The sequence below is a fragment of the Nocardioides sp. genome, assembly GCF_044226305.1.
In the GTDB taxonomy this organism is placed as follows: domain Bacteria; phylum Actinomycetota; class Actinomycetes; order Propionibacteriales; family Nocardioidaceae; genus Nocardioides.
The window spans coordinates 333,600-353,940 of sequence record NZ_JBGAHF010000002.1 but is presented as its reverse complement, the minus strand read 5'-3'; the positions used below and the strand labels follow the sequence as shown (position 1 = coordinate 353,940).

Annotated in this window: 22 protein-coding genes; 11 read left to right on the top strand and 11 right to left on the bottom strand. The window is 71.8% G+C overall.

Translation table 11 applies throughout. The annotated features are described in order from the left end of the window. Nucleotides 1–38: 38 nt before the first annotated feature. From ACILQ5_RS03770 to ACILQ5_RS03745, 6 genes are all read left to right on the top strand, one after another. Nucleotides 39–710 (top strand): VOC family protein, encoded by a 672-nt coding sequence (locus ACILQ5_RS03770; protein WP_395656631.1) that lies wholly within the window; start codon nt 39–41, stop codon nt 708–710. 10 nt (nt 711–720) lie between these two features. Further along, complete coding sequence (locus ACILQ5_RS03765) at nt 721–876, top strand: DUF4177 domain-containing protein (protein WP_341926544.1); 156 nt, start codon at nt 721–723, stop codon at nt 874–876. After that, nucleotides 873–1,337 (top strand): RidA family protein, encoded by a 465-nt coding sequence (locus ACILQ5_RS03760; protein ID WP_395656630.1) that lies wholly within the window; start codon nt 873–875, stop codon nt 1,335–1,337. Before ACILQ5_RS03765 ends, ACILQ5_RS03760 begins: the two co-directional genes overlap by 4 nt. A 10-nt stretch (nt 1,338–1,347) precedes the next feature. After that, on the top strand, nt 1,348–2,217 hold the full coding sequence (locus ACILQ5_RS03755; RefSeq protein ID WP_395656629.1) for an NUDIX hydrolase: 870 nt from the start codon (nt 1,348–1,350) through the stop codon (nt 2,215–2,217). Continuing rightward, nucleotides 2,214–3,023 (top strand): MBL fold metallo-hydrolase, encoded by an 810-nt coding sequence (locus tag ACILQ5_RS03750; RefSeq protein WP_395656628.1) that lies wholly within the window; start codon nt 2,214–2,216, stop codon nt 3,021–3,023. Before ACILQ5_RS03755 ends, ACILQ5_RS03750 begins: the two co-directional genes overlap by 4 nt. 375 nt (nt 3,024–3,398) lie before the next feature. Continuing rightward, the gene (locus tag ACILQ5_RS03745) at nt 3,399–4,136 is read left to right on the top strand and encodes a DUF559 domain-containing protein (protein ID WP_395656627.1); all 738 of its coding nucleotides are present in this window, start codon (nt 3,399–3,401) and stop codon (nt 4,134–4,136) included. A 272-nt stretch (nt 4,137–4,408) separates the two neighbouring features. Here the strand turns inward: ACILQ5_RS03745 and ACILQ5_RS03740 are convergent, their stop codons facing one another. Continuing rightward, complete coding sequence (locus ACILQ5_RS03740; protein WP_395656626.1) at nt 4,409–5,086, bottom strand: Crp/Fnr family transcriptional regulator; 678 nt, start codon at nt 5,084–5,086, stop codon at nt 4,409–4,411. 143 nt (nt 5,087–5,229) lie between these two features. On the opposite strand from ACILQ5_RS03740, the gene nth reads away from it, so the two are divergent. Genes nth through ACILQ5_RS03720 form a run of 4 tightly spaced genes read left to right on the top strand, consistent with a single transcriptional unit; the run spans nt 5,230 to nt 8,442 of the window. Beyond that, nucleotides 5,230–5,943 carry an endonuclease III gene (gene nth, locus ACILQ5_RS03735; RefSeq protein WP_395656625.1) on the top strand — a complete coding sequence of 238 codons (714 nt, stop codon included), beginning with the start codon at nt 5,230–5,232 and terminating at the stop codon, nt 5,941–5,943. Next, on the top strand, nt 5,940–6,554 hold the full coding sequence (locus ACILQ5_RS03730; protein ID WP_395656624.1) for a TlpA family protein disulfide reductase: 615 nt from the start codon (nt 5,940–5,942) through the stop codon (nt 6,552–6,554). Before nth ends, ACILQ5_RS03730 begins: the two co-directional genes overlap by 4 nt. Next, entirely contained in the window at nt 6,551–7,270 is a 720-nt protein-coding gene (locus ACILQ5_RS03725; RefSeq protein ID WP_395656623.1) for an NUDIX hydrolase, read from the top strand. The genes ACILQ5_RS03730 and ACILQ5_RS03725 overlap by 4 nt, the downstream gene beginning before the upstream one ends. Next, nucleotides 7,267–8,442: a MarP family serine protease gene (locus ACILQ5_RS03720; protein WP_395656622.1), complete on the top strand. Its 1,176-nt coding sequence runs from the start codon at nt 7,267–7,269 to the stop codon at nt 8,440–8,442. The genes ACILQ5_RS03725 and ACILQ5_RS03720 overlap by 4 nt, the downstream gene beginning before the upstream one ends. Before the next feature lie 105 nt (nt 8,443–8,547). Here ACILQ5_RS03720 and ACILQ5_RS03715 read toward each other — a convergent pair whose 3' ends face one another. Beyond that, nucleotides 8,548–8,949, bottom strand: coding sequence for a phage holin family protein (locus ACILQ5_RS03715; RefSeq protein ID WP_395656621.1), 402 nt, complete (start codon nt 8,947–8,949; stop codon nt 8,548–8,550). Nucleotides 8,950–9,004: 55 nt separating this feature from the next. Then, nucleotides 9,005–10,279, bottom strand: coding sequence for an ArsB/NhaD family transporter (locus ACILQ5_RS03710; protein ID WP_395656620.1), 1,275 nt, complete (start codon nt 10,277–10,279; stop codon nt 9,005–9,007). 106 nt (nt 10,280–10,385) lie between these two features. On the opposite strand from ACILQ5_RS03710, the gene ACILQ5_RS03705 reads away from it, so the two are divergent. Continuing rightward, nucleotides 10,386–10,856 (top strand): CBS domain-containing protein, encoded by a 471-nt coding sequence (locus ACILQ5_RS03705; RefSeq protein ID WP_395656619.1) that lies wholly within the window; start codon nt 10,386–10,388, stop codon nt 10,854–10,856. Here ACILQ5_RS03705 and nhaA read toward each other — a convergent pair. The 8 genes from nhaA to ACILQ5_RS03665 all read right to left on the bottom strand — a co-directional run bounded on the left by nhaA (nt 10,843) and on the right by ACILQ5_RS03665 (nt 20,331). Continuing rightward, nucleotides 10,843–12,159: a Na+/H+ antiporter NhaA gene (gene nhaA / locus ACILQ5_RS03700; protein ID WP_395656618.1), complete on the bottom strand. Its 1,317-nt coding sequence runs from the start codon at nt 12,157–12,159 to the stop codon at nt 10,843–10,845. The genes ACILQ5_RS03705 and nhaA overlap by 14 nt on opposite strands. Nucleotides 12,160–12,251: 92 nt before the next feature. Beyond that, nucleotides 12,252–14,231, bottom strand: coding sequence for an acetate--CoA ligase (acs, locus tag ACILQ5_RS03695; RefSeq protein ID WP_395656617.1), 1,980 nt, complete (start codon nt 14,229–14,231; stop codon nt 12,252–12,254). Between the two features lie 158 nt (nt 14,232–14,389). Next, on the bottom strand, nt 14,390–16,021 hold the full coding sequence (locus ACILQ5_RS03690; protein WP_395656616.1) for a cation acetate symporter: 1,632 nt from the start codon (nt 16,019–16,021) through the stop codon (nt 14,390–14,392). Nucleotide 16,022: 1 nt separating this feature from the next. After that, nucleotides 16,023–16,388 (bottom strand): DUF485 domain-containing protein, encoded by a 366-nt coding sequence (locus ACILQ5_RS03685; protein ID WP_395656615.1) that lies wholly within the window; start codon nt 16,386–16,388, stop codon nt 16,023–16,025. Nucleotides 16,389–16,504: 116 nt separating this feature from the next. After that, a complete protein-coding gene (locus ACILQ5_RS03680) occupies nt 16,505–18,082 on the bottom strand; it encodes a cation acetate symporter (protein ID WP_395656614.1) in 1,578 nt (525 codons plus the stop codon). After that, the gene (locus ACILQ5_RS03675) at nt 18,079–18,474 is read right to left on the bottom strand and encodes a hypothetical protein (RefSeq protein WP_395656613.1); all 396 of its coding nucleotides are present in this window, start codon (nt 18,472–18,474) and stop codon (nt 18,079–18,081) included. The genes ACILQ5_RS03680 and ACILQ5_RS03675 overlap by 4 nt, the downstream gene beginning before the upstream one ends. Nucleotides 18,475–18,481: 7 nt before the next feature. Further along, nucleotides 18,482–19,210: a LytR/AlgR family response regulator transcription factor gene (locus ACILQ5_RS03670; RefSeq protein WP_395656612.1), complete on the bottom strand. Its 729-nt coding sequence runs from the start codon at nt 19,208–19,210 to the stop codon at nt 18,482–18,484. Next, nucleotides 19,207–20,331: a sensor histidine kinase gene (locus ACILQ5_RS03665; RefSeq protein ID WP_395656611.1), complete on the bottom strand. Its 1,125-nt coding sequence runs from the start codon at nt 20,329–20,331 to the stop codon at nt 19,207–19,209. Before ACILQ5_RS03665 ends, ACILQ5_RS03670 begins: the two co-directional genes overlap by 4 nt. Nucleotides 20,332–20,341: the final 10 nt, after the last annotated feature.

Sequence of the window (20,341 nt, the reverse complement as noted above, 5' to 3'; positions counted from 1 at the left end):
GGGTTGGCGAACGCGGCCGCACCAGACAGCATGTGCGGGTGATCGCTTCCTGGAAGGACCTCTGCATCGACGCCGTCGACCCCCACCTGCTCGGCCCGTTCTGGGCCGACCTGCTCGGGAGGGAGCTGCACGACCGGTCGGACGGGTACGTCTACCTGACCGGCCCGACGCCGCACCACCGGATCTGGATGAACCAGGTGCCCGAGCCGGTCACCGTGAAGCAGCGCGTGCACCTCGACGTGCACGCCGCGGCCGCGGACGACGCGCTGGCACTGGGCGCCACGCCGGAGGACGTCACCTCGTTCCGGTGGAAGGTGCTGCGCGACCCCGAGGGCGGCGAGCTGTGCGTCTTCGAGCGCGAGCAGGTCCCGGAGGAGCGGCTCTACGAGATCGTCGTGGACGCCCAGGACCCGCAGCGCGTGGCGGCGTGGTGGGCCGAGGCGATCGGCGGGCGGCTCCACGAGGACGGTGACGCCGTCGAGGCGATCCCGGGTGCCCCGTTCGAGTACCTGGTGTTCCAGCAGGTGTCCGAGCCCAAGACCGTGAAGAACCGGATCCACTGGGACGTCGACACCGACGACGTGCGCCTCCTCGTCGAGCACGGCGCCACCGTGCTGCGCGAGCCCGACGACGACATCAAGTGGACGGTCCTGGCGGACCCGGAGGGCAACGAGTTCTGCGCCTTCATCCGGCCGGAGGCGTCCGAGTAGGGTGCCGGGCATGACCAAGTGGGAGTACCTGACCGCGCCGATCCTGACGCACGCGGCCAAGCAGATCCTCGACAACTTCGGGGCCGACGGGTGGGAGCTGGTGCAGGTGGCTCCCGGGATGAACCCCGAGAACCTCGTCGGCTACTTCAAGCGGCCCGTCCAGTGAGCCGGGTCGAGGACCGGCTCGCCGAGCTCGGGCTCGCGGTCCCCGAGGTGGCCAAGCCGGTGGCGGCGTACGTCCCGGCGGTCGTCTCCGGCGACCACGTCTTCACCTCCGGCCAGCTGCCGATGAAGAACGGCGAGCTGATGGTCACCGGCAAGGTCGGTGGCGAGGTGAGCGTCGACGAGGCCGTCGCCTGCGCCCAGCAGTGCGCGCTCAACGCGATCGCCGCCGTGAAGTCGATGGTCGGCGACCTCGACCGCGTCGCCCAGGTCGTCAAGGTCGTGGCCTTCGTGGCCTCGACCCCCGACTTCACCGGGCAGCCCGGCGTCGCGAACGGTGCGTCGGAGCTCTTCGGCCAGGTCTTCGGCGACGCCGGCGTGCACGCCCGCTCGGCGGTCGGCGTCCCGGTGCTGCCCCTGGACGCCCCGGTGGAGGTGGAGATCGTCGTCCGGGTCGCCCCGTGAGGTCCGCGCGGTGAGGATCCCGCTCCCGCCGGTCCCGCTGCCGGAGGGCCTGGTCGAGCTCGCGCGCGAGTTCGAGGACGGTCGGCAGGAGCCGGCAGAGCCGCGCAACGCGGCCACGGTGATCCTCATGCGCCCCTCGGCCGAGGGGCCCGAGGTCTACTACCTGCGCCGGCACGTGACGATGGACTTCGCCGGCGGCATGTGCGTCTACCCCGGGGGCGGGGTCGACCCCCGGGACTTCGACGTCGCCGTCGGCTGGGCCGGCCCGTCGCCGGCGGAGTGGGCCGAGCGGCTCCGCTGCGACGAGGAGACCGCGCGGGCGCTCGTCGGCGCCGCCGTGCGCGAGACGTTCGAGGAGTCCGGCGTGCTCCTCGCGGGCACGTCGACGACCTCGGTCGTCGCCGACACCACCGGCGCGGACTGGGAGGCCGACCGGGTCGCCCTGGAGTCGCGTGACCTGTCGATGACCGAGTTCCTCACCCGGCGCGGGCTGGTGCTGCGCACCGACCTGCTCGGCGTGTGGGACGCGTGGCTGACCCCGGTGTTCGAGCCCAAGCGCTACCGGACCTGGTTCTTCGTGGCCCTGCTGCCCGAGGGGCAGGTGACGCGCGACGTGTCGACGGAGTCGTCCTCGGTGACCTGGTTGCCGGCCCGCGTCGCCGCCGAGCAGGCCGATGCCGGCGAGCTCGCGCTGATGCCGCCGACGTACCTCACCTCGATGGAGGTGGGCGCGCTGTCCTCGCCGGAGGAGGTGCTCGCCGTCGCCGCCTCGCGGTCGCCGGAGATGTTCTGCCCCACGGTCGAGCCGCTGGGGGACGGCTGGACGCTGTCGATGCCCGACCGGCTGCGGTCGCTGGTGGCCGAGCGGCGGCGCGCGTGAGCGGGTGGGCCGGCGGTGCCTTCGGCGAGCGCGGCCGCTGCCTGCTCGCGCCCAACCCCGGGATCATGACCCTCGACGGGACGAACACCTGGGTCCTCCAGGAGCCGGGTGCGTCGGGCCTGGTCGTCGTCGACCCGGGACCGGCCGAGGACGGTCACCTCGAGCGGCTGACGAGCGAGCTCGGCGACGTCGCGCTGGTCCTGCTGACGCACCACCACTTCGACCACGCCGAGGTCGCCGCCGAGCTCGCGCACCGCAAGGGCTGCGCGGTCCGGGCGCTGGAGCCGTCGCTGTGCGTGGACGCCGACCCGCTGGTCGACGGTGAGGAGATCGAGGTCGACGGCCTGACGGTCCGGGTGCTCACCACCCCGGGGCACACGGCCGACTCGGTCTCGCTGGTGCTGCCGGGCGACGGCGCGATGCTCACCGGCGACATGGTGCTCGGTCGCGGCACGACCGTCGTCGCCCACCCCGACGGTCAGCTGGCGCCGTACTTCGACTCGATCGCGCGGATGCGCGCGCTGGCCGCCTCCGGCGAGGTCCGCACGCTCTGGCCGGCGCACGGCCCGGTGCTCGACAACGCCCTCGGTGTCCTCGACTACTACCTCGCCCACCGGCGCGAGCGGCTGGCCCAGGTCGAGCGCGCGCTGGTGGAGCTCGGCGTCCCCCTGTCGCCCGACCTCGCCGAGGACGAGACCCTGCCCCGCAGGGTCGTCGAGGTCGTGTACGCCGACGTGGACGAGTCCCTCTGGGGCGCCGCCGAGCTCTCCGTCCGCGCCCAGCTGCTCTACCTCGCCTCCCGTTGAGTCGAGGGTTGTGACCCGTTGAGTTAAGAGTTGTGACCCGTCGAGTCGAGGGTTGTGACCCGTTGAGTTGAGGGTTGTGACCGTCCGGCGGAGCCGGTTGGCATCCACAGCGTGCTGGCGCCGGTTGATCGTCCACAGCTCGCTCGCTCAGCGGCACGCCCGCACCCGATCCGGTCGGATGGTCGGCGGGTGGACGAACAGCAGACCTGGCCGGATGAGCCCTTCAGTCGCAGTCACCTCCCTGCCCTCGGCAGGTCGACGAAAGATCTGCGCCGAGCCCTGCACCGCGGCGACGTCAGGCCGATCCTCCGGGGGATCTTCGTCTCAGCCCACGTGGCGGACACCCTCGACCTTCGTGCCCGGGCGGTTGCCACCGTGGTGCGACCGGACCAGGTGGTCATCGACCGCACGGCGGCGTGGCTGCACGGAGTCGACGTCCACCTCTATGCCGAGCACGACGGGGTGCCGTCGGTCGAGACCTGCGCGCTGCGGTGGCGTCCGCGGACCACCCGCGCCGGCGTCGACGGACGCAGTCGGGACCTGCAGCCGACAGACGTGACCGTGCTGGGCGGCGTCCGGGTGACCACCGCGTTGCGCACGGCCTTGGACCTCGGCTGCTGCCTGCGTCGACGGGAGGGCTTCGCTGCCATGACGGCGCTCGCGCGACTCGACGGCTTCACCCAGCAGGACGTGGTCCGCCAGCTCGGGCGGTACCGGAGGCGTCGGGGGGTCATCCAGCTGCGGGAGCTCGCCGGCCTGCTCGACCCTCGTGTGGAGTCGCAGCGCGAGGCCTGGGTGCTCCTCGCGATCGCCGACGCCGGCCTGCCCCTTCCAGAGCCGCAGTTCTGGATCGTGATCGACGGCGTGCCGACGTACCGGCTCGACTTCGCCTACCCGCGCCTGCGGGTGTGTGTCGAGTACGACGGGGTGGAAGCCCACGAGAAGACCGCCGAGCAGCGGGACCGTGACCGGGTGCGCCGGAGGTGGCTCCGCGACCACGGGTGGAGCGTGATCGTGGTCCGCAACGGTGACTTCTCCGACGACCGGCTCAGCTGCTGGCTCGCCCGGGTCCGTGCGGCGCTGGTCCCGGCGTACTCCAACCGGCGGTGGTGACCGCAACCCTCAACTGGTCACAACCCTCAACTCGACGGGTCACAACCCTCAACTCGACGGGTCACAACCCTCAACTCGACGGGTCACAACCCTCAACTCGACGGGTCACAACCCTCAACTCGACGGGTCACAACCCTCGGGTCACAACCCTCAACTCGACGGGTCACAACCCTCAACTCGACGGGTCACAACCCTCAACTCGACGGGTCACAACCCTCAACTCGACGGGTCACAACCCTCAACTCGACGGGTCACAACCCTCGACTCGACGATCAGCGGGCGCGGCGGGCCAGGCGGTCGACGTCCATGATCACGACCGAGCGGGGCTCGAGGCGCAGCCAGCCGCGGGAGGCGAAGTCGGCGAGGGCCTTGTTCACGGTCTCGCGGGAGGCGCCGACCAGCTGGGCGAGCTCCTCCTGGGTGAGGTCGTGGTGGACGTGCACGCCGTCGTCGGCGGTGCGCCCGAAGCGGTCGGCGAGGTCGAGCAGCGCCTTGGCCACGCGGCCCGGCACGTCGGAGAACACCAGGTCCGCGACGACGTCGTTGGCCTTGCGCAACCGGCCGGCCAGCTGGGCCAGCAGGCCGCGGGCCACGACGGGGCGGCCCTCGAGCCAGCGCAGCAGGTCCTCGTGGGAGAGCGAGGCGAAGGTCGCGTCGGTCACGGCGGTCACCGTCGCCGAGCGCGGGCCCGGGTCGAAGAGCGAGAGCTCGCCGAACATCTGGCCCGGCCCGAGGATCGCGAGCAGGTTCTCGCGGCCGTCGGACGAGGTGCGGCCGAGCTTCACCTTGCCCTCGAGGACGATGTAGAGCTTGTCGCCGGAGTCGCCCTCGTGGAACAGCACCTCGCTGCGGCGCAGCTTGGTCTCGGCCATCGACGCGCGCAACGCGGTGGCAGCCTCGTCGTCGAGCGCGCTGAAGAGCGGCGCCTGGCGAAGTACGTCGTTGTCCACGGATCCTCCTCGCGATGACCCGCGATCACGGGCTACCGGCCGAATCCTATCCAGTGGAAATGATCACAGGAACCAGCCGGCCGCGCGGGTCGCCATCCGTCCTGGAATCGGAGGTGTCCGCGCGCCGCCGTACGCTGGGGCGCGTGTCCGCCCCCGTCGTCGCCGAGACCAGCACCGCGCTGGTGCGTCGTGCCCGGAAGATCGACCGGGTGCTGGCCCAGACCTACCCCGACGCGACGACCGAGCTCGACTTCGACGACCCCTTCCAGCTGCTCGTCGTCACCGTCCTGTCCGCGCAGACCACCGACAAGCGCGTCAACGCCGTCCGGCCGACCCTGTTCGCCGCCTATCCCGACGCGAAGGCGATGGCCGCGGCCGACCGGGCCACGCTCGAGGGCATCATCGGCCCGCTCGGGTTCTTCCGCGCCAAGACCGAGTCGCTGCTCAAGCTGAGCGCGGCACTCGTCGAGCGGCACGGTGGCCAGGTGCCGCCCCGCCTGACCGACCTGGTCGAGCTGCCCGGCGTCGGTCGCAAGACCGCGAACGTCGTGCTCGGCAACGCCTTCGGCATCCCCGGCATCACCGTCGACACGCACTTCGGCCGGCTCGCGCGCCGCTTCGGCTGGACCGCCGAGACGGACCCGGTCAAGGTCGAGCACGCTGTCGGGGCGCTGTTCCCCAAGCGCGACTGGACGATGCTGAGCCACCACCTGATCTGGCACGGGCGCCGCGTCTGCCACTCCCGCAACCCCGCGTGCGGCGCCTGCCCCGTGGCGCGCTGGTGCCCGTCGTACGGCGAGGGCCCGACCGATCCGGTGGCGGCGGCGAAGCTGGTGAAGACCGAGGGCCGGGCTTGACCAGACCACTGCTGGTCGCCGCCGCAGCGACCGTCCTCGGCCTCTCGCTGCTCAGCGGCTGCACCGGCAGCGACGTCCCGGCTCCAGGCCCGGCGAAGATCGACGTCGACACCCCGCAGCTGCGCCAGATGAAGGCCGACGCGGGCATCGAGCCGTGCGTGCCCGGCACCGGCGACCCCGTCGACGGCGGGCTGCCCGCGGTCACGCTGCCCTGCCTCGGCGGCGGCGAGGACGTCGACCTGTCGACGCTGCGCGGCCCCCTGATCCTCAACGTGTGGGGCGAGTGGTGCGGTCCGTGCCGCAAGGAGCTGCCGGCGATCGCCGACTTCTACCGCGCCCACGGTGACGAGGTACCGGTGATCGGCATCGACTACCAGGACACCCAGACCGGGCCGGCGATCGAGCTCGCCGCGCGGTCCGGGGTCACCTACCCGCAGGTGGCAGACACCCAGGGCGCGCTCGACGCGCAGGCGCCGTTCCCGGCCCGGATGCTCGTGCCGGCGTTCGTGTTCGTGGCCGCCGACGGCACCGCCACGGTCGTCCCCGGCGGCGTCGACTCCGCCGAGGAGCTCGCGCAGCTGGCCGACGAGCACCTGGGGACCGACCTGTGATCCCCGACTGGCTGGAGCCGGTGCGCGCCGGCGCCGCGAGCATCTCGGCCGACGACCTCACCCGGTTCACCCCGCCGCCGGGCGGGGACGCGCGGCCGGGCGCCGTGCTGATGCTCTTCGGCGAGGGCGCGTACGGCGGGGAGCTGCTGCTCACCGAGCGCGCCCACGACATGCGCTCCCATCCCGGCCAGGTGTCGTTCCCCGGCGGGTCGGTCGACCCGGGGGAGAGCGTCGTCGAGGCCGCGCTGCGCGAGGCGCGCGAGGAGGTCGGACTGGACCCGGCCGAGGTCGAGGTGTTCGGCCGGCTGCCCGAGCTGTGGCTGCCGCCGAGCAACTTCGCGGTGACGCCCGTGCTGGGCTGGTGGCGCGAGCCGAGCGGGGTCAGCATCGTGAGCCCGGCCGAGGTGCACGCGATCCACCACGTGCCGATCGACGAGCTGCTCGACCCGGCCCACCGGGTGATGGTGCGCCACCCGCGGGTCGACTACGTCAGCCCCGGCTTCCTGATCGGCCCCGACAAGGACGTCATCCTGTGGGGGTTCACCGGCGGGATCATCGCCCGGCTGTTCGACTTCCTCGGGTGGACGCGCCCGTGGGACGAGTCCCAGGTCCGCGAGCTCCCGGAGTACATGCTGCAGGCTGACCCCCGACGGTCGCGGCTGCTCGACCTCGAGGACGACCCCGACGACACCGGCGACCAGGAGGGTGAGGCGTGAACCTGCTCGACTGGCTCCTCGTCGTCCTCGTGCTCGCCTACGCCCTGTCCGGCTACTGGCAGGGGTTCATCGCGGGCGCGTTCGCGACCGGCGGGCTGCTGCTCGGCGGGCTGTTCGGGGTCTGGCTGGCGCCGATCGCCCTCGGTGACGCCAACCCCTCGCTCATGGTCTCGCTCGGCGCGCTGTTCATCGTGATCCTCTCGGCCTCGCTGGGCCAGGCGGTCCTCCAGTTCGCGGGCACCCGCCTGCGCGACCGGATCACCTGGCAGCCGGCGCGGGCGGTCGACGCCGTGGGCGGCGCCGCGCTCAGCGCGGTGGCCGTGCTGCTGGTGGCGTGGGCCCTGGGGGTGGCCATCTCGGGCTCCCGGATCGGCGGCATCACCCCGCTGGTGCGCAGCTCGGCGGTGCTCTCCGAGGTCGACGACGCCCTGCCCGCGTCGGCCGGCAGCGCCCTCCAGGCGTTCAACGACGTGGTCGGCACCAGCTTCTTCCCGCGCTACCTCGAGCCGTTCGCGCCGGAGCGGATCGTCGACGTCGGCCCGGGTCCCCAGCGGCTCCTCGAGGACCCCGACGTGCAGCGCGCGGAGGCCGGGGTCGTGAAGGTGCGCGGCACCAACGAGTGCGGTCGGGGCGTCGAGGGCTCCGGGTTCGTGTACGCCGACAACCGGCTGATGACGAACGCCCACGTGGTCGCGGGCATCGACGACCCCGAGGTCGTCGTCGGCGACGACACGGTCGAGGCCGAGGTCGTCTACTACAACCCGGACGTCGACGTCGCCGTGCTCGCCTTCGACAGCAGCGACCTCCCGGTCCTCGAGTTCGACGAGGGCGTGAAGGCGCAGCGAGGAGTGGCGGTGCTCGGCTACCCGCAGGACGGGCCGTACCGCGTCGAGCCGGCCCGGGTCCGGGCCGAGCAGCGCCTCCGCTCCCCGAACATCTACGGCGACGGCGCGGTGATCCGCGAGGTCTACTCCCTGCGCGGTCAGATCCTGCCCGGCAACTCGGGTGGCCCGATCGTCACGGGTGACGGCAAGGTCGCCGGGGTCGTGTTCGCCGCGTCGGTCACCGACCACGACACCGGCTACGCGCTGACGGCCTCCCAGGTCGCGAGCGCGGCGGACGCCGGCCGGAGCAGCTCGACCCAGGTCTCGACGGGCGGGTGTGCCGGATAGCGGTAGGCGGGCACCTCACCGGGTCTCGACACGCCGGTCGCGACCTCGTGCCTCGGTCGCGCGGCTCGCTCGACCACCATCAGCGGGTCCGCTGACGCGTCCCCGCTACGCCTTGCCCTTGAGCGCGTTCGGGATCTCGCGACCCTGCTCGATCGCCCGCTCGGGAGCGCGGACCTGCTTGACCTTGCGCACGCCGACGTACCCGAGCAGCGCGGCGACGAGCACGTAGACCACGAACACGATGAGGAAGGCCCACTGCAGGGCCAGGCCGTCGCCGTTCCAGTTGATGAAGTAGGCGAACGCGACCGAGAGCATGATGATCGCGAGCACGAGCACGAACGCCGCGGCGGCGAACAGCCCGATCCCGGTGCCGCCGGCGCGGAAGCTGACCTTCAGCTCGGACTTCGCGAGCTGGATCTCCTTCTGCACCAGCGTGGAGATGTCGCGCGAGGCGTCGTGGACCAGCCGTCCGATCGTCGGGTCCTGCTCGTTCACCTGGTGCGCCATGGTCTTCCTTCGCCTCGGAGTGTTGCTGCTGGACCGACCTTACCGACCGGCCACCTCACAGGTACCGCAGCCACAGGTAGGGCATGCACACCAGGATCGTGGTGGTCGCGACGACGAGTCCGTACCGGGTGAACTCCCAGAACCCGATCGGGTGTCCCTCGCGCTCGGCCAGCCCGAGTGCGACCACGTTCGCCGACGCTCCGATCGCGGTCGCGTTGCCGCCGAGGTCGGCGCCGAGCGCCAGCGCCCACCACAGCACGGTGCCGCGGTCCCCGTGTCCGGCGGCGAGCGTGGCCACGATCGGGGTCATCGTCGCCACGTAGGGGATGTTGTCCACGATCGCGGAGAGGACCGCCGAGCCGATGAGCAGGACGTAGGTCGCCAGGCCGAGGCGACCGTCGGTCGCGTCTGCCAGGTACTCGGCCGCCGTGTCGATGACGCCGCTCTCGACGAGGCCGCCGACCATGATGAAGAGCCCGGCGAAGAAGGCGAGGGTCGACCACTCAACGTCCCGGAGCGCGTCGTTGGTGTCGACGTCGGTGATCGCGATGAGCAGGCCGGCGCCGAGCAGTGCGACGACCGACGGCTCGTAGTGCAGCACCGGGTGCAGGACGAACGCGACGATGACCGCGCCGAGCACGGCCAGCGACTTCACGAGGAGCAGGGGGTCGGTGATCGCTTCGCGCTCCTGGAGCCTCGCGACCGACGCCGCCCGCTCGGCGTCGTAGTGGAACTCGGCGCGGAAGAGCCATCGGCACAGCACGCAGAAGACCACCATCAGGACCACGACGATCGGGAGGAGGTGGACCAGGAAGTCGTTGAACGTGAGACCGGCGCGCGCGGCGATGATGATGTTGGGGGGATCGCCGACGAGGGTCGCCGTCCCGCCGATGTTGGACGCGAACACCTCGGCCATGAGGTACGGCGCGGGCCGGAGCCCGAGACGCTCGCAGACGAGGAACGTCACGGGCGCGACCAGCAGGACGGTGGTCACGTTGTCGAGCAGTGCCGAGGCGCATGCCGTGAGCACGCACAGCATGACCATGAGCGGGTACGGCCGTCCGCGGGTGCGCTTGGCCGCCCAGATGGCGACGAACTCGAAGACACCGGTACGTCGCAGGACCGAGACGATGATCATCATGCCGAGGAGCAGGAAGATGACGTTCCACTCGACTCCGGTCGTGGTGGAGAAGAACGCGTGGTCGGCATCTGTCACGCGGATCAGCAGCATGACCGCCGCTCCGCCGAGCGCCACCTTCGTGCGGTGCACCTTCTCGGTCGCCAGCAGGACGTAGGCAGCAAGGAAGACGACGAGTGCTGCGATGGCCACGGCGCCTCCTGGGGTCGGCTGGACGACGCCGACCAGGCTTCCCGGCACACCTGGCACCGACCCTATCCCGTCCTGGCCGAGCCGCACCGCGGGTAGCGTGCTCGGTGTGAGAGCGCGGGAGCTCGTCGAGCCCTACCCGAGGGTCGGACTGCGGGACCACGCCGTGAGCGCGGCGCGGATCCTGACCGAGGAAGGCAGACCGGGCCTGATCGTCGTCGACGACCGGGACCATCCGGTCGCCGTGCTCGCCGCCGTCCAGGTGCTGCAGCTGCTGATCCCGGGGTACCTGCGCGACGACCCGAACCTGGCCGGCGTGGTGGATCAGGACTTCATCGACCACATGTGCGATGCGCTCGAGGGGACGACGGTCCAGGAGCTGCTGCCCAAGGACCGGTCGAGGCTGCCCGTGGCCGGTCCGGACGACTCCGTCGTCGAGCTCGCCGCCGTGATGGCGGCCGAGAGGAGCCCGCTGGTGGTCATCACCGAGGGCACCGGCTCGACTGCTCCGCTGATCGGCGTCGTCACCGTCTCGGCGGTCCTCGGGGAGCTGCTCCCGGGCCGGCTCACGGATCCGTGAGCCGGTCCCCCTCGAAGACGTCAGGAACGCCGTCGTCGTCGGCGTCCCGCTCCTCCAGCTCGCACAGCCGCCGGTAGACCCGGTTGCGGAAGCGGAGCACGGCCGTGGCGAGCAGCGCCGCGACCACGGAGCCGGCCAGGACAGCGACCTTGACGTGGTCGTCGTCGGCCGAGCCGTCGCCGAAGGCGAGCTCGCCGATCAGGAGCGAGACGGTGAAGCCGATGCCGGCGAGCATGGACATGCCGATGACGTCGACCCAGCTCAGCTCGTCATCGAGCTCGGCCCGGGTGAAACGGGCCAGCAGCCAGGTCGACCCCGACACCCCGACGGTCTTGCCGACGACGAGGCCGGCGACGACGCCGAGCGAGACCGGGTCCCGGAGGGACTCGACCAGGCCGTCCCACCCGCCGATCGTCACGCCGGCGGCGAAGAAGGCGAAGACGGGTACCGCGATCCCCGCCGAGATCGGGCGTACGACGTGCTCGAGGTGCTCGGCCAGCCCGCGGCCCTCCTTGCCGTCCGAGCGCAGCACCGGCACCGTGAAGCCGAGGACGACGCCGGCGACGGTGGCGTGGACCCCGGAGGCGTGCACACATGTCCAGGCGATGAAGGCCAGCGGGACCAGCAGCCAGGCGCTCCAGACGCGCATCTGGACGAGGACGGCGAAGGCGACGACCGGGACCGCGGCCGCCAGCAACCAGGCGGGATGCAGCTCGTCGGTGTAGAAGAGGGCGATGACCGTGATCGCGAGCAGGTCGTCGACCACCGCCAGGGTCAGGAGGAACGTCCGTAGCCCGGACGGCAGGTGGGTGCTGATGACGGCCAGGATCGCCACCGCGAAGGCGATGTCGGTGGCGGTGGGGATGGCCCAGCCGCCGGGCTCGCCGTTCGGGCCGAGGTTGCAGGCGACGTAGATCAGGGCGGGCGCCACCATGCCGCCGACGGCGGCCACGACGGGCAGGGACGCCCGGCGCGGGTTGCGGAGGTCGCCGGCGACGAACTCGCGCTTGAGCTCGAGCCCGGCCACGAAGAAGAAGATCGCCAGCAGCCCGTCGGCCGCCCAGGTCGACAGGGTGAGGTGCAGGTGCAGGGCCTCGGGCCCGACGGCGACGTCCCCGAGGTCGTAGTAGGACGCCGACCACCGGGTGTTCGCCCAGACCAGCGCGACCGTCGCGGCGGCGATGAGCAGCAAGCCCCCCGTCGTCTCGGCGCGCAGGATCTCGGCGACGCGCGAGGACTCGGGGAAAGATCCCCGCTGGAAGAGGCGCTGCCGGTCCGGTGGGCGGGACACGGGGCTGGTCATCGGTGCTCCTCAGGAGGTGGGCGAGCGACTGCCGACCAGACTTCCCGGCGCACCGCGGCCCAGCCTAGCGAACGCCGTGCCGGGCGCCGGCGTCAGTCCTCGCCCTTGCCGGCGCCCTCCTTGTCCTTGATGAGGTCCATGACGGTGGAGTCGGCGAGGGTGGTGACGTCGCCGACCTCGCGGTGCTCGGCGACGTCGCGCAGGAGGCGGCGCATGATCTTGCCGGAGCGGGTCTTGGGGAGCTCGGGGACGATCATGATCTGCCGGGGGGTGGCGATCGGTCCGATCTCCTTGCGGACGTGCTTGCGCAGCTCGGCCACGATGTCGTCCCCGCCGTCGCCGGCCTCGTCGCGGAGGATGACGAAGGCACAGACGGCCTGGCCGGTGTCCTCGTCCTTGGCGCCGACGACCGCGGCCTCGGCGACCTTGGGGTGGGAGACCAGGGCGGACTCGATCTCGGTGGTCGAGAGCCGGTGGCCGGAGACGTTCATGACGTCGTCGACGCGGCCCAGCACCCAGATGTCGCCGTCCTCGTCCTTCTTCGCGCCGTCGCCGGCGAAGTAGTAGCCCTGCTGCCTGAACCGCGACCAGTAGGTGTCCTTGAACCGCTGGTCGTCGCCCCAGATGGTGCGCAGCATCGCCGGCCACGGCTCGGTGAGGACCAGGTAGCCGCCCGAGCCGTTGGGGACGGGCTTGCCCTCCTCGTTGACGACCTCGGCCGCGACGCCGGGGATCGCGGTCATCGCCGAACCGGGCTTGCCGTGGGTGACCCCGGGCAGCGGGCTGATCATGATCGAGCCGGTCTCGGTCTGCCACCAGGTGTCGACGACCGGGGTGCGGTCGCCGCCGATGACGTGGCGGTACCAGACGTAGGCCTCGGGGTTGATCGGCTCCCCGACCGACCCGAGGATCCGCAGGGAGGACATGTCGTAGCGGTCGGGGATCTCGCGGCCCTGCTTCATGAACGAGCGGATCGCGGTCGGGGCGGTGTAGAAGATCGAGACCTTGTAGTCCTGGATGATCTGCCACCAGCGGCCCCGCTCGGGGGAGTCCGGGGTGCCCTCGTACATCACCTGCGTGGCGCCGTTGGCGAGCGGCCCGTAGACCATGTAGGAGTGGCCGGTGACCCAGCCGATGTCCGCGCTGCACCAGTAGACGTCGGTCTCGGGCTTGAGGTCGAAGACCGCCCAGTGCGTGTACGACGCCCCGGTCAGGTAGCCGCCCGTGGTGTGCAGGATGCCCTTCGGCTTCCCGGTCGTGCCCGAGGTGTACATGACGTAGAGCGGGTGCTCGGCGTCGAACGCCTCCGGGGTGTGCTCGGCCGACGCGCCGTCGACCGCGTCGTGCCACCACACGTCGACGCCGTCCTCCCAGTCGACGTCCTGGCCGGTGCGGCGCACCACGAGGACCTTCTCCACGGTGTGGCCCTGCTCCGCGGTCTTGGCGCGCGCCTCGTCGACCGCGGGCTTGAGCGCCGAGGCCGACCCGCGGCGGTAGCCGCCGTCGGAGGTGATGATCACCTTCGCCTGGCAGTCCACCAGCCGCGAGGCGAGCGCGTCGGCGGAGAACCCGCCGAACACCACCGTGTGCGGGGCGCCGATCCGGGCGCACGCGAGCATCGCGACGACCGCCTCGGGGATCATCGGCAGGTAGATCGCGACCCGGTCACCGGTCTGGACGCCGAGCTCGGTCAGCGCGTTCGCCGCCCGGGACACCTCGTCCTTGAGCTGGGCGTAGGTGATGTCGCGCGTGTCGTCGACCGGCTCCCCGACCCAGTGCAGCGCGACCTTGTCGCCCCGCCCGGCCTCGACGTGGCGGTCCACGCAGTTGTACGACGCGTTCAGCGTCCCGCCCACGAACCACTTCGCGAACGGCGGGTCCGACCAGTCCAGCACCTGGTCCCAGGTCGTGGCCCAGTCCAGTCGCCCGGCCTGCTCGGCCCAGAACGCCTCACGGTCCGCCGCTGCACGCTCGTACGCCTCGGCCTTCAGGTTCGCGCCCTCCGCGATGGCGGCCGGCGGCTCGAACCGACGCTCCTCGTGCATCAGGTTCGACAGGGTCTCTTCGCTCACGATCGATCTCTCCTGAACTCGGCAGGTCCTGGGGTGACGTCCGCCACCCTAGGCCCGCAGTGCGGGCTGGCTGCAAGGGTGCCCGGCCGAGGTTGCAGGCGGGTTGCCCGGTCGGGCAACCCGCCTGCCGGTCGGGGTGTCTCGCCGCGGGGTGGCGGTCAGTGGATGACCGCCTGCTCGGCGCCGGCGCCGGTGAGGGCGCGGACCTCGAGCTCGGTGTACTCCTCCTCGGCGGTGGTCTCGCGGGCACTGATGGTGCCCAGGAACCCGAACAGGAAGCCCAGCGGGATCGACACGATGCCGGGGTTCTCGAGGGGGAACCAGGAGATGTCGATGCTGGCCGGCAGCAGGCTCTGGTTCACCCCGTCGACGACGCCCTTGCCGGACATCACCGGTGAGAAGAGCACCAGCAGCAGCGACGACGCGAGGCCGCCGTAGATGCTCCAGACGGCCCCCCGGGTGTTGAAGCGCCGCCAGAACATGTTGTAGACGATCGCCGGCAGGTTCGCCGACGCGGCGACGGCGAAGGCCAGGGCGACCAGGAAGGCGATGTTCAGGTTCTGCGCCGGGATGGCGAGCAGGATCGCGATCAGCCCGATGGTGAAGGCCGCGATCCGGGTGACCCGGATCTCCTGCTGCTCGGTGGCCTCGCCTTTCTTCACGACGTTGTTGTAGATGTCGTGCGCCACGGACGCCGACGACGTGAGGGTGAGGCCGGCGACCACGGCGAGGATCGTCGCGAACGCCACGGCGGCGATCACGGCGAGCAGCACCGCACCGCCGGTGGAGCCGGCGCCTCCGCCGACCTCCTGGGCGAGCAGCGGCGACGCGAGGTTGCCCTTGCTCGTGGCCACGTCGGCGGCCTCGTCGCCCTTCAGCATGGCGGCGGCGCCGAAGCCGAGGACCAGGGTGAAGAGGTAGAACACGCCGATCAGCCCGATCGCCCACAGCACGGACTTGCGGGCGTCCCGCGAGGTGGGGACCGTGTAGAAGCGGATCAGGATGTGCGGCAGGGCCGCGGTGCCGAGGACCAGGGCGATCGCCAGGGACACGAAGTCGAGCTTGCTGGTCGTGGTGAGGCCGTACTTCAGACCCGGCTCGAGGAAGGCCTGACCCTTGCCCGTGTTCGAGGCTGCGGTGCCCAGCAGGTCCGAGATGTTGAAGTTGAAGTGGGCGAGCACCAGGACGACGATCAGCGCCGAGCCCGCCATCAGCAGGACGGCCTTCACGATCTGCACCCAGGTCGTGCCCTTCATGCCGCCGACGGTCACGTAGAAGATCATCAGCAGGCCCACGCCGAGGATGGTGAGGTTCTTGATCGCGTGGCTGTCCACGCCCAGCAGCAGGGCGACGAGCGTGCCGGCGCCGACCATCTGCGCGAGCAGGTAGAAGATCGAGACCACGACCGTCGAGGTCGCCGCCGCCATCCGCACGGGCGTCTGCCGCATCCGGAAGGCGAGCTGGTCGGCCATCGTGTAGCGGCCAGAGTTGCGCAGCATCTCCGCCACGAGCAGCAGGGCCACGAGCCAGGCGACCAGGAAGCCGATCGAGTAGAGGAACCCGTCGTACCCCGACAGCGCGATGGCGCCGGAGATCCCGAGGAACGACGCCGCCGACATGTAGTCGCCGCCGATCGCGAGGCCGTTCTGCAGTGCGGAGAACGAGCGACCGCCCGCGTAGAAGTCGTCCGAGCCCGAGTTCTGGCGACTGGCCCAGAAGGTGATCCCGACGGTCAGGCCGACCACCGAGAGGAACAGGATCGTCGTGAGCAGCTGGTGGGAGTCGTTCATGTCAGTGCCTCCGGCCGTCTTCGTCGGCGAACGCGGCCTCGTACTCCGCGTTCAGGGATCGCGCCAGCGGGTCCAGGCGGGCCGTCGAGAAGCGGCTGTAGATCCAGGCGAGCAGGAACGTCGTGGCGAACTGCAGCAGGCCGAACACGAGGGCGACGTTGATGTTGCCGACGATCTTGGTGTTCATGAAGCCGGTGGCCCAGCACGACATGACGACGTACAGCAGGTACCAGCTCAGGAAGGCGACCGTGGCCGGGAAGACGAATCCCCGGTAGCGGCTCCTGAGCTCCTTGAAGTCGGGCTCGGCGGCCAACCGGTCGTAGACCGGATCATGGCTCGTCGCGTGTCGATGGGTCTGGTGGGTCACGGTGCTCGTCCCTTCCCGGGGGTGTACCGATGTGATGGCGGTCACCGTAGGAGCGGGAGGGTGGCCGGGCCGAGGGGTACGTCCCGGACGATCGACGGACGGACGGTGCGCGTCGGTCAGCGGTCGAGTTCGAGCGACGAGCGGTCGGGGCTGCCGTCCGGTCCGCGGTCCAGGTCGAGCGCCTCAGGGGTGTGCAGACGGACCATGAACTGCCCGACGTGGTGCGGGACCCGCCCCCGGGTGCGTCGGCTGACCAGGACCATCGTCAGGAAGGCGGCCGGCACGCTCCAGGCCGCCGGCTGCTCGAGGAGCACGGGCCCCCAGCCGGATCGCGGCTCGACCAGCAGGGTCCAGGCAGCGCCGAGGCCGGCGCCGAGGCCGCCGACCGCCAGCCCGGCCACGGCGCCGCGCGCGGTGAGCCCGCGCCACCAGATGCCGAGCAGCAGCAACGGGCAGAAGGTGGAGGCAGCGACCGCGAACGCGAGCCCGACGGTGCGGGCGACGCTGAGCTCCGGGGTGAGCAGGGCGGCTGTCGCGGGCACGAGCACCGCGACGAGCGCCGCCGCGCGGAAGGCCGTGATGCCGCGCAGCCGGCGACCGCGGTAGGTCCGGCTGGTGACGTCCTGGCTGAGCACCCCCGCGACGGCGATCGCCAGCCCCGAGGACGTCGAGAGGAACGCCGCGAAGGCGCCGGCCGTCACCAGGCCGGTCAGCAGGTCACCGACGATCCCGGGGACCATCAGCCGGGGCAGCTCGAGCACCAGGGCGTCGGACCGTCCCGACGCCGCCAGCTCGGGCGCGTAGATGCGCCCGAGGGCGCCGTACACCGGCGGCAGCACGTAGAAGGCGCCGAGCAGGGCGAGGACGACGAGCGTCGTGCGGCGGGCCGCGCGGCCGTCGGGGTTGGTGTAGAAGCGCACGACGACGTGGGGCAGCCCCATGGTGCCGAAGAAGGTCGCCACGATGAGCGAGTAGGTGATGTAGAGCCCCTGGCCGCCGGTGCCGGCCAGCGGCAGCGACCAGTCCGCGGTCGCGGCGGTCGGCACGGCAGGGGAGCCGTCGCCGGTCCACACCACCAGCAGGACTGCGGCGGGGACCAGCAGTGCCGTCAGCTTGAGCCAGTACTGGAAGGCCTGGACGAAGGTGATGCTGCGCATGCCGCCGCTGGTCACGTTGGCCACGACGACCAGGACGACGATGACGGGCCCCACCCAGAGGGGAGCTCCGATCGCGGACTGGAGGGTGAGCCCGGCGCCCCGGAACTGGGGGAGCAGGTAGAGCCATCCGATGGCCACCACGAGCAGCGAGCACGCGGCCCGGACGTGGCGGGAGGCGAACCTGGCCTCGGCGAAGTCGGGGAGCGTGTAGGCGCCGGACCGCCGCAGCGGGGCCGCCACCAGCGCGAGCAGGACGACGTACCCGGCGGTCCAGCCGACGGGGTACCAGAGCATGTCCGCGCCGAAGGTGAGCAGCAGGCCGGCGACCCCGAGGAACGAGGCGGCCGAGAGGTACTCCCCGCCGATCGCGGAGGCGTTCAACCCCGGACGCACCGTGCGCGAGGCGACGAAGAAGTCGCTGGTGGTCCGGGAGAGGCGCAGCCCCCACGTGCCGATGGCGAGGGTCGCGACGGTGACCAGGGCGACCGCCACCACGCCGGGGGCGGCGTCCAACCCGTCCGTGAGCAGCGGCGTCACCGGTCGTCCTCCGGATCGGTCGGAACGGCGTCGCCGACCAGCTCGGCGAAGTCACGCTCGTTCGACTCCGCCCGCCGGACGTAGACCCAGCCGAGCAGCACGAGGAAGGGGTAGACGAGCACGCCGAGCACCAGCCAGGCCAGCGGCAGTCCCAGGACGTCGGCCCCGGCCAGGGAGGGCGCGAGCCGGAAGAGCACCGGCAGCAGGCCCAGGGTCACGCCGAGCACCGCCAGCACCCCGAGGGCGAGCCGCAGCTGCGCGCGCAGCAGGGAGCCCATCAGCATCTCGCCCAGCCGGGTCTCGGCGTCGATGTCGCGGGTGCGCGCCGTGGGGGTACGCCGACGTGGTGGTCCGGTGACCCGGACCCGTGGCGGGGGGTCCTCGGCGCTCACGGCGTGCTCACGAGCCGGCTCGGCGCAGCAGCAGGTCGCGGAGCTCGCGGGTGTGCCGGCGGCTGACGCCGAGCTCGACGGGCTCGGGTCCGGCCAGGCGCACCGAGCAGCGGCCGCCGTCCATCCGGATCTCGTCGATGTGGGCGAGCGAGACCAGCAGCGAGCGGTGGATCCGCACGAACCCCGCCGGCGCCCACTCCTCCTCCAGCGTCGACAGCGGCGTGCGGACCAGGTGCGCCCCCGTCGCGGTGTGCAACCGGGCGTAGTCCCCGTGCGCCTCGACGTAGGTGATCTCGGAGCGGTTGACGAAGCGGGTGACGCCGCCACGCTCGACCGGGATCTGGGCGTCCATGCTGGGCGCGGACCGCTCGCCGCCGCTGACCACCCGGCGCACGGCCTCCGCCAGCCGGTCCGCGCGCACCGGCTTGAGGACGTAGTCGACGGCACGCAGGTCGAAGGCGTCCACGGCGTGCCCCTCGTGGGCGGTGACGAACACGATCGGGGGCGGCACCTTGAACCGGGCCAGGACCTGGGCCAGCTCGAGCCCGGTGAGCCCGGGCATCTGGATGTCGAGGAACACGACGTCGACGTCCTGCTCCTGGAGCAGGCGCAGCCCCTCGGTGGCCGAGTTGCTCGTGAGCACCTCGCCGATGCGCGGGTCACGACCCAGGAGGTAGGCGAGCTCGTCGAGGGCAGGACGCTCGTCGTCGACGACCAGGACCCGCAGCCGGCTCACGCGTGCACCCCCGGCGCGAACTTGGGGACCCGCACCACGACCTTGGTGCCGGCTCCGGGGGCGGTCTCGACCACCAGGCCGAAGTCGTCGCCGAAGGCGTTGCGCAGCCGGCCGTCGACGTTGCCGAGGCCCACGGAGTCCAGGTCGGTGTCCCCGGCGAGCGCGCGCCGCACCCGCTCCGGCTCCTCGCCCGACCCGTCGTCCTCCACCTCGATCACGCACTCCTGACCCCGGTCGCGCGCCACAATCCGGATGTGTCCGACGCCCTCGCCGTCCTCGATCCCGTGCCGCACGGCGTTCTCGACCAGCGGCTGGATGCAGAGGAACGGTACGGCGACCGTGAGCACCTCGGGCGCGATCCGCAAGGTCACCTGGAGCCGGTCACCGAACCTGGCCTGCTCGAGCAGGAGGTACCGCTCCACCGAGCGGAGCTCCTCGGCGAGGGTCGTGAACTCGCCGTGCCGGCGGAAGGAGTAGCGGGTGAAGTCCGCGAAGTCGAGGAGCAGGTCCCGGGCCCGGTCGGGGTCGGTGCGCACGAAGCTCGCGATCGCCCCGAGGGAGTTGTAGATGAAGTGGGGGCTGATCTGGGCCCGGAGGGCACGGACCTCGGCCTCCATCAGCCGGGTGCGGCTCGCGTCGAGCTCGGCGAGCTCGAGCTGGCCGCTGACCCACGCGGCCACCTCGTCGACCGCGCGCGCCAGTCCGGCGGTCGCGTGGGTCGTGAACGCCTGGAGCGTCCCGACCACCCGCTCGTCGACCACGAGCGGGCTGGCGATGGCCGCCCGGATGGCGCACCCGGTGACGTCACAGCCCAGGTCGCTGCGGTCCACCATCCGGGTCCCGCCCCGGTCGACGGTCTCGACCGCGAGCCGGGCCGCCTGGTCCTCGTGGTGCTGGCCGCCGCCGTGCCAGGCGAGCACCCCGGCGGGATCGGTCAGGGCGACCGCGGGCGTGCCCAGCAGCGCGTGGAGGTGCCGGATGCTGCGCTCGGCGCTCCCGGCGTTGAGCCCGGTCCGCAGGGCGGGGGAGGCCAGCGAGGCGCTGTGGAGCGTCCGGAACGTCGCCCGGTCGGCCTCCGTGCCCAGGTGCCGACGTCTCCACGGGCGAGCCATGGGCGACATCGTGGCCCGC

Bases quoted from the DNA above. Each gene is read 5' to 3' on its own strand.
- ACILQ5_RS03765 (WP_341926544.1), top strand. From the start codon at position 721: ATGACCAAGTGGGAGTACCTGACCGCGCCGATCCTGACGCACGCGGCC.
- ACILQ5_RS03715 (WP_395656621.1), bottom strand. From the start codon at position 8,949: ATGGCGCACCAGGTGAACGAGCAGGACCCGACGATCGGACGGCTGGTC.
- nhaA (WP_395656618.1), bottom strand. From the start codon at position 12,159: ATGACCAGCCCCGTGTCCCGCCCACCGGACCGGCAGCGCCTCTTCCAG.
- ACILQ5_RS03690 (WP_395656616.1), bottom strand. From the start codon at position 16,021: ATGAACGACTCCCACCAGCTGCTCACGACGATCCTGTTCCTCTCGGTG.
- ACILQ5_RS03665 (WP_395656611.1), bottom strand. From the start codon at position 20,331: ATGTCGCCCATGGCTCGCCCGTGGAGACGTCGGCACCTGGGCACGGAG.